14 protein-coding genes and 1 pseudogene are annotated in these 15,622 nt (G+C 50.3%); 7 read left to right on the plus strand and 8 right to left on the minus strand.

The genetic code is table 11. The features are described 5' to 3' along the window. On the plus strand, positions 1-119 hold a 119-nt coding region (locus SGR01S_RS24475; RefSeq protein WP_255212210.1), incomplete at its 5' end, for a hypothetical protein. A 193-nt stretch (positions 120-312) separates the two neighbouring features. On the opposite strand, the pseudogene SGR01S_RS24630 reads toward SGR01S_RS24475, so the two are convergent. From SGR01S_RS24630 to dsdX, 3 genes and pseudogenes are all read right to left on the minus strand, one after another. Further along, a pseudogene (locus SGR01S_RS24630) lies at positions 313-597 on the minus strand (site-specific integrase); the annotation flags it as partial. A gap of 235 nt (positions 598-832) precedes the next feature. Further along, positions 833-1,441, minus strand: a complete 609-nt coding sequence (locus tag SGR01S_RS00970) for a class I SAM-dependent DNA methyltransferase (RefSeq protein ID WP_061806258.1) — start codon at positions 1,439-1,441, stop codon at positions 833-835. A 486-nt stretch (positions 1,442-1,927) separates the two neighbouring features. Further along, positions 1,928-3,265, minus strand: coding sequence for a D-serine transporter DsdX (gene dsdX / locus SGR01S_RS00975; RefSeq protein WP_061806259.1), 1,338 nt, complete (start codon positions 3,263-3,265; stop codon positions 1,928-1,930). A gap of 207 nt (positions 3,266-3,472) precedes the next feature. Between dsdX and dsdC the strand changes: the two genes are divergently transcribed. Continuing rightward, entirely contained in the window at positions 3,473-4,414 is a 942-nt protein-coding gene (dsdC, locus tag SGR01S_RS00980) for a DNA-binding transcriptional regulator DsdC (protein ID WP_061806260.1), read from the plus strand. Here the strand turns inward: dsdC and SGR01S_RS00985 are convergent. Beyond that, positions 4,377-5,339 carry a 2-hydroxyacid dehydrogenase gene (locus SGR01S_RS00985; RefSeq protein WP_061806261.1) on the minus strand — a complete coding sequence of 321 codons (963 nt, stop codon included), beginning with the start codon at positions 5,337-5,339 and terminating at the stop codon, positions 4,377-4,379. The two genes, dsdC and SGR01S_RS00985, sit on opposite strands and share 38 nt — an antisense overlap. Here SGR01S_RS00985 and SGR01S_RS00990 point away from each other — a divergent pair. From SGR01S_RS00990 to SGR01S_RS01000, 3 genes are all read left to right on the plus strand, one after another. After that, positions 5,338-5,604 (plus strand): hypothetical protein, encoded by a 267-nt coding sequence (locus SGR01S_RS00990; RefSeq protein WP_061806262.1) that lies wholly within the window; start codon positions 5,338-5,340, stop codon positions 5,602-5,604. The genes SGR01S_RS00985 and SGR01S_RS00990 overlap by 2 nt on opposite strands. A 121-nt stretch (positions 5,605-5,725) precedes the next feature. After that, complete coding sequence (locus SGR01S_RS00995; protein WP_073963397.1) at positions 5,726-6,193, plus strand: DUF2946 domain-containing protein; 468 nt, start codon at positions 5,726-5,728, stop codon at positions 6,191-6,193. 306 nt (positions 6,194-6,499) lie between these two features. Continuing rightward, positions 6,500-8,494 carry a TonB-dependent copper receptor gene (locus SGR01S_RS01000; RefSeq protein ID WP_370452810.1) on the plus strand — a complete coding sequence of 665 codons (1,995 nt, stop codon included), beginning with the start codon at positions 6,500-6,502 and terminating at the stop codon, positions 8,492-8,494. 21 nt (positions 8,495-8,515) lie between these two features. On the opposite strand, the gene SGR01S_RS01005 is transcribed toward SGR01S_RS01000, so the two are convergent. Next, positions 8,516-9,424 carry a LysR family transcriptional regulator gene (locus tag SGR01S_RS01005; protein WP_061806264.1) on the minus strand — a complete coding sequence of 303 codons (909 nt, stop codon included), beginning with the start codon at positions 9,422-9,424 and terminating at the stop codon, positions 8,516-8,518. Between the two features lie 86 nt (positions 9,425-9,510). On the opposite strand from SGR01S_RS01005, the gene SGR01S_RS01010 reads away from it, so the two are divergent. After that, positions 9,511-10,287 (plus strand): NAD(P)H-dependent oxidoreductase, encoded by a 777-nt coding sequence (locus tag SGR01S_RS01010; RefSeq protein WP_061806265.1) that lies wholly within the window; start codon positions 9,511-9,513, stop codon positions 10,285-10,287. A gap of 57 nt (positions 10,288-10,344) precedes the next feature. Here SGR01S_RS01010 and SGR01S_RS01015 read toward each other — a convergent pair whose 3' ends face one another. The 3 genes from SGR01S_RS01015 to SGR01S_RS01025 form a co-directional block, all read right to left on the minus strand. Further along, positions 10,345-11,322, minus strand: a complete 978-nt coding sequence (locus SGR01S_RS01015; protein WP_061806266.1) for a bifunctional helix-turn-helix transcriptional regulator/GNAT family N-acetyltransferase — start codon at positions 11,320-11,322, stop codon at positions 10,345-10,347. Between the two features lie 157 nt (positions 11,323-11,479). Beyond that, on the minus strand, positions 11,480-12,112 hold the full coding sequence (locus tag SGR01S_RS01020) for a helix-turn-helix transcriptional regulator (RefSeq protein WP_037415319.1): 633 nt from the start codon (positions 12,110-12,112) through the stop codon (positions 11,480-11,482). A 131-nt stretch (positions 12,113-12,243) separates the two neighbouring features. After that, the gene (locus tag SGR01S_RS01025) at positions 12,244-13,701 is read right to left on the minus strand and encodes an amino acid permease (protein ID WP_037415322.1); all 1,458 of its coding nucleotides are present in this window, start codon (positions 13,699-13,701) and stop codon (positions 12,244-12,246) included. A 619-nt stretch (positions 13,702-14,320) separates the two neighbouring features. Here SGR01S_RS01025 and SGR01S_RS01030 point away from each other — a divergent pair. Beyond that, positions 14,321-15,595 (plus strand): Glu/Leu/Phe/Val family dehydrogenase, encoded by a 1,275-nt coding sequence (locus tag SGR01S_RS01030; RefSeq protein WP_037415325.1) that lies wholly within the window; start codon positions 14,321-14,323, stop codon positions 15,593-15,595. The last annotated feature ends 27 nt before the right edge of the window (positions 15,596-15,622 follow it).

Consider the following 15,622-nt stretch of genomic DNA (forward strand, 5'->3'; position numbering starts at 1 on the left):
TACAGGCCTATATGCTAGCCAATAAGGCAGAAGCGGCATTCCGGCTTTTGCAGCAATACGGCCCAGAGCTGATCGTACCCGACTATATCCAGGAGGCGCTAGCATGGATAAGAGAGTGATATTCGCTGTTGCCGGTTCGGGTAAAACCACGCTGCTTCATTAGTGATAACTCTTTTGGGGAGCCAGACTGATAAACTGGAGATATATAGGTACTGATTAAGAACTCAATGAATCGGATAACGGCCCGTGCGCGCAAAGCATTTGCTGTAACTGACAGAGGAAAGCTATTACACCAGAGGGCGTGGAGCGTCCAGACTCTAGGTAGTGAAAAAATGTTGTCATTTCGTCAATGGCAATCTTTGGATTGTGCATGGATACATTGAAACTGTGGCAAAACGTCACACTGTGTTTCTGCAAACAGAACTCATAGAAGAACTTGATAGCCTGGAGTGATGCTGACTGGGTTGATAACGAACGAAAGCCGAGGTGATCAACGCAGTAACGCAATGGATAGAGAAGAGGCAAGCAGGTTACCATATCCATTAACATCCACTGGCGTCGGTGACCAGGCACATCGAGCTGGGTCAGTGAGAACATGAATGATCAGTCCTGACAACATAACAAACATGAACCAAAATCTACTATGAACATAACAACAAAAACGCGAGCATTATCATAAAAGGTAACTGTCTGATTTGTAGCATGGGTAGAGCGACTCATGAAGTTATTAATCAATGTAGGTTATTTAACATAATATACATTATGCGCACCAAGGTGGCGTTACGTGATATCTACAGTTTTGGCTTTGTCATGGCCTTCATCCATGTAATGTTCAGGCTGTTCTTTGCGCCAGCCACACTGTACGACCTTGGCATTCAGGATCTTCAAAAACCATATTCACGACATCAAAGCCATTTTCATGCAGCAACTGCTGATACTCTGTTGGCGACAAACTTGAATGATACAGCGGCTCCCCTTGAAACTCGCCAATAGCTTCGCCATCGCTGGTGCCGCTGGTAAACATCAATGCCGCTTTACTCTTGGCATGTGCTGCGAAAATTTTAAACATCTGGCGTTGGTCATCACGCGGTAAATGAAAAAAACTATCCCAGGCGATCAGCCCATCAAACATTTCATTGAGCGCTAATGTGCGCATATCTATCACGCGCCACTGCTGATGTGGGAATTTTTTCTGGCATGCATCAATCATCGATTGCGAACTATCAATCCCCATAACGTCGAAACCCCGCTGACTAAAATATGCAGCAATTGGCATGCCGTTCCCACATCCGATATCCAATAACTTCCCGGTTACTGGCACCAAACTCAAAAATCTGTCCAACCATGGCTGCTCAAAGAGATCCGTTGGTCGTAGTTTTTCCCAGGCTTCGGCATGCTGCTCATATAATGAGATGATTTTCCCTGCTGAAGAATGTGTCATTTACCCTCCCATATTTTCAACATGTGCTTGAATCGACGGAATTTTATGATGACCGGACATAAATTTACTGTTATCTGCCTCAACCCTTGGTTACTGGCTTAAATATAGCCTCAAAACCCGCTCTTTTTTGATCGCGCTACGTGAAATCTGAGAAATGTTGGCTGTATTATCCTTGCAGAATTCACCAAAACGCACCGTTATAAGCATCTATTGAAAGCATAAAATGAGGCTTTTACGTGGCTGTGTATCAAGATGCCTTAACTGAACAATGCATTCTAATTTGGAACAACAGGAAAGGTTTTTGTGACATTGTCACATGGCTATCTGCCAGGCAGATTCTCTGTAGCCTACATACTCAGGATATTTGTGGTCTATTACGGGTTGAAAGCCAACTAAATCAGCATTAATTCGGATGGATTTAGGTGACATTGTCACTTAAATCCATCTTGTTACCCACTTATAGATACAGTCCTTACCGGCTCAGTTTCAGATTACATATGAAAGCAAGAAGGTCATTCCCAGTGCCAATACTGAAGCGATAAAGGTTGCTGTGGTGTAGTATTTGAAGGTTTCATTTAGCGTCGCACCACAATATTGCTTCACCAACCAGAATAACGAATCCGTCACGATGGTACAGCCTATGGCGCCAGAGCCAATGGCAATCGTCACAATCTCCGGGCTAACATTGGGATAAAGCGACAACATTGGCGCGACAATCGCTGTCGCCCCCATCATGGCAACGGTGGCGGAGCCCACGGCGGCATGTAAAATGAGTGCAACCAACCAAGCCAGCAGAATCGGATGCATATGCAGGTTGGACAGCATCAGTGCCAGGGTGTCCGCTAACCCGCTGGTTTTCAAAATACTATTGAATGCCCCGCCAGCACCGATGATCAACAAGATATTGGCGATAGAAGAAAAACCGGTTTCTGTGTGGCTCAACAGGGCGCTCATCCCCATATGGCGGCGTATCCCAAGCACGTAATAAGCCACGAACACAGCAATAAACATGGCGATAATCGGGTTACCGATAAACTCCATTGCAGCAAACAAGTGCCCTTCTTTACTCAGATTCAGCTCAGCGACCGTTTTAACAAGCATCAGCACGATCGGCAGCAAAACGGTAAACAGCGTTGCGCCAAGGGATGGTAATGTATGTTCTTCCCGCACGGCCAGATTTGAAAACTCTGGCGGTACCGCTTTAAACGGCAAGCGTTTACCCAGCAATTTCAGGAACAACGGCCCCCCGACCAGTGATGCCGTCAGCCCGACGATCAGCCCATAGACAATCACCGTGCCCACGTCTGCACCCAGCTTGTTTGTTACAAACAACGCGGCTGGATGAGGAGGAACGACGCAGTGCACCGCCATTAGCGCAGTACACAAAGGAATCGCCAACTTCAGCAATGAGGTATTGGTTTTTCTGGCGATAGAGAATGCCAATGGGATCAGTAAAACCACACCCACTTCAACAAACAGGGTGATGCCGCAAACCAAGCCGACCAACACCATAATGACATCGACAGAAAGCCAACGGCAACGCTGCAGCGCAATACCAATTCGCTCTGCCGCACCAGAAACCTCCATCATCTTGCCCAGGATGGTGCCCAATCCTATGACAGCAGCCAAGAAACCTAACGTGCTACCAATGCCATTTTCGATGGCATTGACCATATCAATCGGTCCCATGCCCATCATGCCACCGACAAAAAAGCTCGCTAGCAACAACGCCAAAAATGGGTGAAATTTAAATTTAACGATGGTCAAAATGATAAGCGCAATACTGGCGATCAGCGTGACAGCAACCCAAACGTGTGAATCCATAGCCTCTATCCCCTGCAATTAACCTGCCTTCATTGGACAGGAAAACGGCGATCGGTGACAAACGATAAAAATCCACGCTCACATGAGTAAAACAGAATCAAACGAGTGACTTACGCCAAGAAATGGTGCAATTTAGCGACATGGGTCAAGTTTACTCACCAGACTAGTGCGCTAAGCGCAGATATTTTTTAAGTTCCAGGGGGCGTTATGGCGGTAAATCACCTGCTAACAGGTCAACATCGTTCACTTAATGGTTGGCAATTATCACGGTTGTATACGTTTGAAGTCGCTGCGCGTCATGAATCTTTTGCGATGGCAGCTGATGAGCTTTCAGTCAGTCCTAGCGCGGTCAGTCATAACATTAATCAACTTGAGGCAAACCTGGGTATTCAGCTGTTTGTCCGCTCTCATCGTAAGGTGGAACTCACCACAGAAGGCAAACGGGTTTTTTGGGCGCTGAAGTCTTCATTCGGTACTCTGAACCAAGAGATTTTGGATATCAAAAATCAGGCGTTGTCAGGGTCGTTAACCGTTTACTCACGGCCGTCGATTGCCCAGTGTTGGATCGTGCCGGCACTGGCGGATTTCTCTCGCCGTTATCCTGCTATTAATCTGACCATTCTAACCGGTAATGAAAATGTGAACTTCCAGCGGGCGGGGATCGATCTGGCGGTGTATTTTGATGCGACGCCGTCTTCACAGCTCCATTATCAATACCTGATGGATGAGGCGATCATTCCCGTATGTAGCCCGGAGTACGCCAATAAATTTGAGTTGGTCAACTTTCCAGGCAACCTCTCCCATTGTACTCTGCTCCATGATCGGCAAGCCTGGAGCTATGACTCCGGTACCGATGAATGGCACAGTTGGGCGCAGCATTTCGGCGTAAATCTGGATACATCTCCGGGCATAGGATTCGATCGATCCGATCTGGCCGTCACTGCGGCCATGAACCATGTCGGCGTTGCTATGGGTCGTAAACGTTTGATCGGTAAACAACTCAGTACCGGTGAACTCGTGGCACCCTTCCCCAAAATGGAGCTGAAATGCGATCAACACTACTATGTGTCGACGCTTTCCGACCGCCAGTGGCCAAAAATTGATGCGTTCATTATTTGGTTAAAGGCATTGGGAGAACAACCCGCGTAATTGCCGGCTCCCCGCGAAAATATGCGTTGAGATTATCGAGAACCAACTGCGCCGTTGCCGCTATCGCTTCAGGTGATCGTCCTGCAATATGCGGTGTCAGAATCACATGGGTAGACTGGGTTAACTCGATAGGTACCGTGGGTTCACCCTCCACCACATCCAGCGCGGCGCCAGCAATCCGATGGTGTTTGAGAGCATCAATCAAGGCTAACGTGTCCACCACACTGCCGCGGGCAATGTTGATCAAAAATCCGCTGGGACCGAGAGCCGTCAACACGGCTGCGTCCACTATATGCCGGGTAGCGCTGCCGCCTGGCGTCGCGATAACCATAAAGTCAGCCCACTCCGCCAAGGCAATCAAGGTCGGGAAATAGAGGTAAGGTGTGTCTGCGCGCGGCCTACGATTGTGGTAAGCCACCGGCATGCCAAACCCCATGGCTCCTCGGTGAGCAATTTGCATACCGATGTTGCCTAGCCCAAGAATGCCAAGCTTTTTATCGGAGATCATGGGCCGCGCTTGCCGTGCTTGCTTCCATTCGCCTTTGCGCACTGCCGCATCAGCCTGCGGGATCCCACGAGCAATCGCCATCAGCAACGCAATGGCGTGATCAGCGACCGAGGCATCATTGGTACCGGGACCGTGGGTCACAATAATGCCGCGCGCTTGCGCTGCAACAACATCAACATTCTCATAGCCAGCGCCCTGCGCACAGATGATCTCCAGGGCTGGCAACATAGCCATTTCGTCTCTGCTAAGCCCCGTAGAACCGTTGGTGAGTACAGCCTGGATCTTGGCAGCAATATTTGGCGCTAGCATGACCCAATCCGCCACCGAGGTCGCGGTGTGCACATAAAAGCCAGCCCGTTCCAATTGCAGTCGAAACTCGGGTGCCAGTTCAACAATGATCAGCAGATGACGACGCATGGGAATACTCCAGCAAAGTGCTCATATTCAGCATAGCGTAATGATCCTCATGCCTCACGACGGAAAGTGCGAACAGCCAGGGGCAATCATACAAAAAGTAATGTCACACTTCCTAAAGCAAGTATTAATTTCCGTCGCAGATTACCGCGTCATTTACCTTGATACTTTCGATGAAAAATCCATCAGCGAAGTTATAACACCTATTTTATTGCCAGTATTATTCGCCAATGTAATCACGGTGACTATTAATGCTCAAAATGGTTGATAACGTGAGATGAATGGCATTTTACTTTGCGAATTAGCTAACTATGCATAAAATGTTTTAACATTTGCAGCATAAAACAGTACAATCCCGCCCGTTAATATCACGCTATTTTAGGATATATGTGTCGTTAATTCGAACTGCCACATCGCGAAGCTATCTCCCAGCTTGTTTGGGGATTTTTGCGATCCTGATGTTGTTCATCGCTCCGGTGATCTCTCGATCGCTGGAGCATGCACGCGTCGGGCAGTCTGAATCTGCGGGTATGTCTGATTGCGGTATGGATATGTCGATGCCCATGCATCATGAGCCGCCGCCAGCCCAGACCAGTAAGGTCAACTCGCACAGCATGCCGATGTCCATGCAGACCGGCAGCCACAATATGGCGATGATGATGGATGACAGCGCCTGTGGATATTGCGTATTGCTTATCCATGTGCCGCTGTTGGACCTGGCCTACTCCCCTCTGTTCTGGTCAGGTTCGTTGCTGTCACGCGCACCACCCGCTCATTATATCTTTCCATTATTCGCCCACGCGATCCACGCCGAGTCGCAGCCGCGCGCTCCACCAGCATCACCTCCTCTGATTTAAAAATTAATAGACCGCAGCCAAATAACACCTGTTGAAATGATTCAACCAGGCGGGTTAATCACGCCTGTAGATTCTATTGCTGCAAGTCATTATTCATCGCAACCCTTCTGACGTTATTTTTGTCGTCAAAACTGGGCCAAGATTTTATTAACGGCGGCGTTATGCTCCGGGCATATTTACGTCTCAATAATAGTCTGTTGCGGTGAAAGCTATTTTTAGCGTCAAAATTTGCATTAAGGAACGATGATGTTCGGAAAAACCAAAAATTATACCAAGCGCCCTCTGTCACTGCATATCAGCGCGGCAATGCCCCTGTTTATCCTGGCGGCCTTCAACAGTCATGCGGCAGAGCAGCACCAGCATGATACGGCCGTCAAAACGAATGACGGCGACGTGATCACCGTAACCGCACCGCTTTATTCACCAATGACCATAGTGACATCACCGAAAACGCCACGTCAGCCAGTACCCGCCAGTGATGGCTCGGACTATCTGAAAACTATCCCAGGCTTCTCGCAAATCCGTAATGGCGGTACCAACGGCGATCCCGTGTTCCGCGGCATGTTTGGTTCACGGCTAAAGATTCTGACCGACGGAGGGGAAATGCTGGGAGCCTGTCCTTCAAGAATGGATGCCCCAACGTCTTATATTTCACCCGAAAGCTACGACTTGCTGACCATAACAAAAGGCCCGCAAACGGTACTCTGGGGTGCCGGCTCATCGGCAGGCACGGTGCGTTTTGACCGTGAACGACCACGCTTTGATCAACCTGGCATCAAAGGCAATGCCAGCGTATTAGCCGGTTCAAATGGGCGTTGGGACGAAAATATCGACGCCAGTTTGGGGGGCGAACAAGGTTATCTGCGCCTGATGGGGAACAAATCGCGCTCCAATGATTATCAGGACGGCAATAGCCAACGCGTACCGTCGCGTTGGGACAAATGGAATGGCGATCTGGCGCTTGGCTGGACGCCAGACAATGACACCTTGCTGGAAGTGACCATGGGCCGCGGTAACGGTGAAGCCCGCTATGCCGGCCGCAGTATGGATGGTTCACAGTTCAAGCGTGAAAGTTTGGGCATGCGGTTTGAAAAGTCCAACATTGGCGAGGTGCTGGATAAACTTGAAGCTCAGGTTTATTACAACTATGCCAACCATATTATGGATAACGTCACCCTTCGTTCCCCCGGTCAGGGCGGCATGGCGATGGGACACATGGGCATGGGTCATATGAATATGGGGATGACGATGCAACTGGATCGCCGCACCGTCGGCGGGCGCGTAATGGGTACCTGGTTGTGGCAAGATTTCAAACTGGAAAGCGGTGTGGACACCCAAACTAACACTCATCGCAACAAACAGGGCGACGGCTGGCAGAAGGATGCGCAATTCCATAACTACGGCGCCTTTGGCGAGCTGACCTGGACCGCAACTGAACAAAGTAAGGTCATCAGCGGTGCACGCCTTGATCGCAGCCTGGTCGATAATTATAAATACGGTAATGACACCGAGCGTTCGGACACCTTGCCGAGTGGTTTTACGCGTATTGAGCATACGCTTACCGGCATGCCGCTAATGGTGTACGCCGGGATTGGCTATACCGAGCGTTTCCCTGACTACTGGGAGTTGTTCTCTCCGACCTTTGGCCCGGACGGCAGTAAAAACCCATTTGATAGCGTGAAGAGTGAAAAGACCACGCAAATCGATATTGGCGCGCAGTACACCGACAAACGCTTTAACAGCTGGGTTTCGGCATATCTTGGCCACGTGAATGACTTTATCCTGTTCAAGTATGATCCGCACCACGCGCGTATCAGCCAGGCCGATAACGTCAATGCCACCATTATGGGGGGTGAGATGGGCATGGGTTACCAACTGACCGAACATTGGAAAACGGATGCCAGCCTGGCCTATTCCTGGGGCAAAAACACCACTGATAACCAACCGTTGCCGCAGATCCCACCGTTGGAAGCCCGCTTTGGCTTGACCTACGAGCGTGGCGACTGGAGCAGCACGGGTCTTTGGCGCGTGGTCAGCAGCCAGCACCGTGTGGCGATCAACCAAGGTAACGTCGTAGGTAAAGACTTTGCCGATAGCCCGGGCTTTGGCGTGCTTTCTGCTAATGTGGCGTACAAGGTTAATCCACATGTAAAACTCAGCACAGGTCTGGATAACATCCTCAACAAAACCTACAGCGAGCACCTCAATCTGGCAGGCAACAGCACCTTCGGTTATTCATCCAATACTTCGGTAAATGAGCCAGGGCGTACCCTCTGGGCCAAGGTTAATGTAACCTTCTAAGCAGAGCCGGGCGATGCATCGTCATCGCCCGGCAGCACTGACCGACGCGACAATATGCTCACGTAGCCATTGGTGTGCCGGATCACGATGGGAACGCTCATGCCACAACATGGTCATTTCGAAGCCCGGTATCTCAACAGGCGGTTCAACGACCTGCAACGCACTATTTTTGTGTACCAGGCGTGAAGGCAGCATGGCCACCATCTCCGAATTTGCCAGCACCGAGATCACAAACAGAAAGTGTGGCACGGAAAGCACCACCCGCCGAGTTAAACCGGCGTCTGCCAGTACCTTGTCGGTGATACCGAAAAATCCCCCGCCGTCCGGCGACACCATTACATGCTCCAGCATGCAAAACTGCGCCAGTGACGGCGTTTTTTGCAAGCCTGGGTGCCCCGCACGACCGACCAGCACGTAACGTTCGCTAAACAGGATCCGTTGACGCAGATTAGGCGGTGAGCCTTCACGCGTATGAAAGGCTAAATCAATCTCACCCAATTCTGCCTGCTTCGCAATGCGTGATGGCACCGTTTCAATCACAGCCAGCCGACTATACGGTGCCGCAGCCCGTAACCCCATTAGCGCCGGTTGAACAATGGTCGACTCACCATAATCAAAAGCCGCCACGCGCCAGATGTTGTCCGCAATACCAGGATCAAAGGGTTCCGATGGTGATACCGCACGCTCCAGGGCTTCAAGCGCCAGGCGCAGCGGTTCTCGTAATTCATCGCCGCGCGCGGTCGGTCGCATGCCACGCGGCCCCGGCATCAACAAAGGGTCGTTAAAGATATCCCTGAGTTTAGCCAGATGCACACTGACCGCAGGCTGCGACAGGTTTAAGCGCTGTGCCGCCCGGGTCACATTGTGCTCGGCCAGCAAGGTGTCCAGCGTCACCAGCAGATTGAGATCCAGTCGTCTGATATTATTCACAGTAATACCTGTAATATTAGAAATTCATTTCTAGTATAACTGATAAGCGCCTACCCTGACTTCCATCAACCAATGGAGGTCCTGCTATGAATGTTTTGCTGGTCTATGCTCACCCTGAACCGAAGTCACTGAACGGTTCACTCAAAGATTTTTCAGTCCAACGTTTGGAGGCTGTCGGGCATCAGGTACAGGTTTCCGATCTGTATGCCATGCAATGGAAAGCCACGCTCGATGCCAATGACAGCACTGTCTCCCCATTAGGCACACGCTTTGATCCTTCGCTCGATTCCCAGCATGCATTTGCCAATGGATTACAGAGCCAGGACATTGAGCTGGAACAGGAAAAGCTGCTCTGGGCCGATACGGTCATTTTGCAGTTTCCCCTGTGGTGGTTCTCAATGCCGGCAATCCTTAAAGGCTGGGTTGAGCGCGTCTATGCCTATGGATTCGCCTATGGTGTGGGGGAACACTCTGACTTACGTTGGGGGGACCGTTACGGTGAAGGAACGTTGGCTGGCAAACGGGCAATGTTGATTGTTACTACTGGGGGATGGGAGTCTCACTACGCGGCACGGGGTATCAACGGCCCGATTGATGATATTCTGTTCCCTATTCAGCATGGGATCCTGCATTACCCCGGCTTCGACGTGTTACCCCCTTTTGTCATTTATCGTACCGGTCGAGTCGACGAGGCCCGATTTGCCGAGATGAGTCACGCCCTAGGACAACGTCTGGACAACCTGGCGCACACCGCACCGATCCCCTTCCGCCGGCAGAATGCAGGGGAATATGAAATCCCGGCATTAATCCTGAAACCCGATATAGCCCCTGAGCGGGTAGGTTTTAGCGCGCACATCAAATAATGATTAAGTGCACAGCATCTATCATGCTGTGCACCGTACTTTAATCAAGCGGGGAAATTACTGTGCAATTGAGCGAGAATCCGTAGAACAGCGAATAAATAGCTGCTCCGTCATCTGTTGGCCCCATTGTGTACCCGGTTGTTCATCTGCAAGCACGAAACCGACGCTTTCATACAGGTGCCGGGCTGCATCCAGCCCTTTGAACGTCCATAGGTGTGTTTCATCAAAACCCTGTTCATCACAGAAGCTCACGGCGTGGTTCAAAAGCTGACGGCCAACACCACGACCACGTAAACTGTCATCAATAATGAAAGCGCGCAGATGGGCGCGGTTATCTCCAAGAGTTTCACCATCAATGGAAACAGAGCCAACAATACGTTCCCCACTCACTGCGGACCAGGTTTGATTCTGTGGATGTGATAGCCGGTTCGCGAGTTCGGACAGCATCGAACCGACGGTAGCTTCAAAGAAGGCACCAAAGCCCACGGCACGTGAATAATATTGCATGTGCATTTCGAGCGCCCTGCCGACGAATCCCGGCAAATAACCGCTAACAATCTCAATAGCCGGAGGAGCAACTGATGCTTCACCCAAACGATGCGCGCGCAACGCAGCAGCATAATGCTGTAAACCGTCGGCGATGTCGGCGCTGGCTCCTGCCGGCAGCTTAGCCAGGGCATTAAGTACCTGATGTTCAGCAAACCGATTAATCCCGGCCAGTGTCTGCTGCCCTTTTTCCGTTAACCGCAGTAGCTTTTCTCGAGCGTCACGCTCACTGGGCTGTGTGACTAGCTCGCCGGTTTTGATCAACTTGTTCAACATGCGGCTGACACTGGATTTCTCCAGATTGAGCACGCTACACAGTTCTGCCGCGGTATCCACATGCCGATCACCTATTTCAATCAATGCATGCACAGCGGAAGGAGGCAGATCCGTCCCTGCAAGGGTACTGCCCATAAAGCCCAGTTCACGCACTAAGTGGCGTGATGCATCCCTGATGGAGTGTAAATATGGACTTGGTTGAGTTATCGACATGATTGGCGCTCTGATATAGTTGTATCACGCAACCATATCAGAGTTGTTCACGAATTCAAGCGGTCGTTACGGCTTGGCCAAAAAGTACAAATGCAGTGTGTCTGGTGTAGCATGACATGGTTCAAGAAGCGATTTCAGGCATAGTAAACAGTAAACCCTAGGCATTACCCTCACCTTTTTTTAACTCTTTCAGGTATTTGTACACAGTTGCGCGGCCAAGGGATAACACATTGGCGATATAATCGGCGGCACTTTTGGCTTTGAAGGCACCTTCTTTATACAAATCGATCACCAGCTGCTTTTTCTGCTCACGGGTCAATGAACCCAGCGATGTGTTTTGTAGACGAATCCACTCATGCAAGAAGGTATTGATCTTCTCCTGCCAGTCATCTTTAAACAGCTGTTGAGGCTGTGGCTGCAAACGCGTAACCGACAGAAACATGTCTAGCGCATTCCTGGCGTCTTCAAACATGGCCGTGCTCAGATTGATGCACAAGAGATAACGGGGTAATCCCTGCTCATCCCGGGCGGCAATACTCACAGAACGCATTTTTTTGCCGTCCCAATTGAGCTTTTCGTAAGGTCCCGTTACCTGGCCATCGCTGTCGATATCAAAATCTTCCAGACCGGCGTCATCGCCAGGTTTGCGTTTTGACAGATTATTGGCCAGATAGGCGATTTTGTTGGTAGAGACATCGTGAATCACCACTTCCACGTTGGGAAAAAACAGCGCAGCGATGCCATCAGCGACTGACTGCAATAATTCAAGTTGGGACGTGGTTTTCAACACTTTGCTCTTTCTCCGTAGCGATTAAGCCATGATGATATTGGCCAATTTCTATCATCTGGTCAGCCGCTTAGCATACCTTAATTGCCCTTGAATGCCGAGCAGGAGAGCGGTCTTCCGCCCTCCTGCCAGTATCATTCTGCCTCTCGACTGCGTTGGTAAAACACGTAGCCTTCCCGAGCTACACTGTTTTTGATTCGGAAGCGCCAGACAACCGCCAGAGTGATAAACCACAGAGGCATGCTGCACAGAGCAATCAACGTGTCACGGTCAAATATCATCAGTACCAGCGTGAAAGCAAAAAACGCCAGTGTTAGCCAGGTCATGATTACCCCGCCAGGCATCTTGAAGGTAGAGCGTGCATGCAGTTCAGGCCGTTTTTTGCGATAAACCAGATAGGCCACCAGGATCATGCCCCAGCTGTAAACCACCAGTATCGCTGCCACGGTAGATACAATGGTAAACAACGTCATCACATTTGGCATCAGAATGAGCAGCATCGTCCCCACCACCATGCAAAAACACGAGAACATCAAACTGCGGATCGGAATAGCGGTATTCCGCGAAAGTATTTTGAACTGCCCGTGTGCATGCTTTTCCATCGACAAGCCATACAACATACGCGTACTGGAATACACGCCACTGTTAGCCGAAGACATGGCCGACGTCAGTGCCACAAAGTTAATCACCGCAGCAGCAGCGGGTAAACCTGCCTGATCGAAAAGCATAACGAACGGGCTACTGTCTGGGGAAATATGGCTCCATGAGGTCACGGCGATGATCGCCAACATGGAGAACACATAGAAGATGATGATGCGCACCGGGATGACGTTGATCGCCTTAGGCAGCACCTTTTGCGGGTTCTTGGTCTCGGCTGACATAGTGCCCAACAATTCGATGCCGGTGCAGGAAAAAATGGCAATCTGGAAACCGGCAAAGAAGCCGAAAATACCATGAGGCATAAAAATAGCGGGATCTGTGATGTTGTTGACCGACGCCTTAACACCGTCCGGCGAAGTCCAGCCAATGAAAACCATCCAGGCCCCTGTAACGATCAACGCAATAATGGCGATCACTTTGATAATGGCAAACCAGAACTCTGCTTCACCAAACATCTTCACCGACAGCATATTAAACAGACACAATAGCCCCAGCGTCAGTAAGGCCGGTAACCACGGCGAGACCTCCGGATACCAATACTGTATGTAGCCACCGCACACCACCACGTCGGCAATGCATGTGACCACCCAGCTCAACCAATAGGACCAACCGAGAAAGAAGCTGGCTTTGGGCCCCAGGTATTCGGAGACGAAATCAGCAAACGAACGATAGTCGAGCTTGGTCAGCAACAGTTCCCCCATTGCCCGCATGACCATAAACATAAAGAAGCCGACGATGACATAAGTCAAAACGATAGAGGTCCCAGAGAGCGCAATGGTTTTGCCTGAGCCCATAAACAAACCGGTGCCAATGGCGCCGCCAATGGAAATAAGTTGAATATGGCGTTCGCTTAAACCGCGTTGCAAGGTTTGGGCGCAGTCGGGCCCCTCGGTTGAAAGGGTATTCAACCGATGTTGCTTACTTTTTGTCATGGTGTTACCTGTCCGTCATTAAGGCGATTAAGCAGCTTGTGCCGCTGCAGCAGGAGTGAAACGCACCGGGCGTTTTACCGGCAAAAAAGAGATTCAGGCAAAACGAAGCCCGCCCTTTTGTTAAAGGGAAGTAAATATCTGTACACATCTGAAAACGGCTATTCTAACTGCGCTGTCGCCCACATTTAGCATGCGAGGCATGAGCGTGGCGGGTAATTGCTTTACTATCAGTTTGTTATAAATATTCTCGTTCAAGAAAAAAACGCTGCAAGCGCCGATTTAACATGAATTTAACTCTGGCGTCAGGAAACGGCATTGTCAACATGACACTTAAATAAAATGAAACTTTTTGATCACATTCAAGGTTCTGAAAAATAGATAAAAACGGGTTTTATGCATTTTTTATGCATAAAGTATGCGTAGTCAGCTAACCGCTTCTGAAAAAGTAATTAACTATTCATTTTTACGGCTCAAAACCCGCTGGCAACCGGCTTCCAGCCCGATGAGGGGGGGCTAACAAGCGGCATTTTTAATGGTAAATTTAGCGTCGCAAAAGTGTTATGCACTTAGTAATCCACGGTTAAACAAAATAAATACCTCTATATAAAAAAGGTTGGTTATGGAAAAGCTATCCTACGCTTCAGAAAGCAGCACAACGGCCTGGGCCACCTATCTGCAACAAATCGACCGCGTTGCGCCTTACCTGGGTGATCTGTCGCGTTGGGTCGATACCCTGCGTCACCCTAAGCGTGCGCTAATTGTCGATATCCCACTGCAGATGGACGACGGTTCAATCCGCCACTTCGAAGGTTTCCGCGTTCAGCACAACCTGTCACGCGGCCCGGGTAAAGGCGGTATCCGTTACCATCCAGACGTTGACCTCGATGAAGTTATGGCGCTGTCAGCTTGGATGACCATCAAATGTGCGGCAGTTAACCTGCCATACGGTGGTGCCAAGGGGGGGATCCGCGTCGATCCTTTCAAACTGTCTGAAAGCGAGCTGGAAAGATTGACCCGTCGCTACACCAGCGAAATCGGCTTTATCATCGGGCCACAGAAAGATATCCCTGCACCAGACGTGGGTACCAACTCTAAAGTGATGGCCTGGATGATGGATACCTACTCCATGAACCACGGCACGACCATCACCGGCGTAGTCACCGGCAAACCTATCCATTTGGGTGGTTCTCTGGGGCGTGAAAAAGCAACAGGTCGCGGTGTGTTCGTGACAGGTTGTGAAGTGGCTAAGCGTTTGGGCGTACAAATCGAAGGTGCTAAAGTTGCAGTTCAGGGCTTTGGTAACGTAGGTAGCGAAGCCGCTCGTCTGTTTGTTGGCATCGGTGCGCGTGTGGTAGTGATTCAGGACCACTCAGCAACGCTGTTCAACGCTAACGGTATCGATCTGACTGCATTGACCGAATGGCAAGCCAAGAACAAGCAAATCGCCGGTTTCCCTGGCGCTAGCGAGATCGAAAGCGAAGCATTCTGGTCTGTTGATATGGACATTCTGATCCCAGCTGCGCTGGAAGGCCAGATTACCCGTCAACGTGCAGAGATTCTCAGTGCCAAACTGGTTCTGGAAGGCGCTAACGGCCCAACCTACCCAGATGCGGACGACGTTCTGCGTTCACGCAACATCACTGTGGTACCTGACGTTATCTGTAACGCCGGTGGCGTAACCGTGAGTTACTTCGAGTGGGTTCAGGACATGGCCAGCTACTTCTGGAGCGAAAGCGAGATCAACGAGCGTATGGACAAGATTATGACCGACGCGATGATTCACGTTTGGAACAAATCCGAAGAGAAAGAGTGCAGCCTGCGCACCGCGGCCTATATCGTCGCTTGTGAGCGTATCCTGACCGCACGTAAAGAGCGTGGCATTTACCCAGGTTAATGCATTATCCCTCCCGGCTTGCTCTGC

The sequence above is a fragment of the Serratia grimesii NBRC 13537 genome (assembly GCF_001590905.1).
Taxonomy (GTDB): Bacteria; Pseudomonadota; Gammaproteobacteria; order Enterobacterales; family Enterobacteriaceae; genus Serratia; species Serratia grimesii.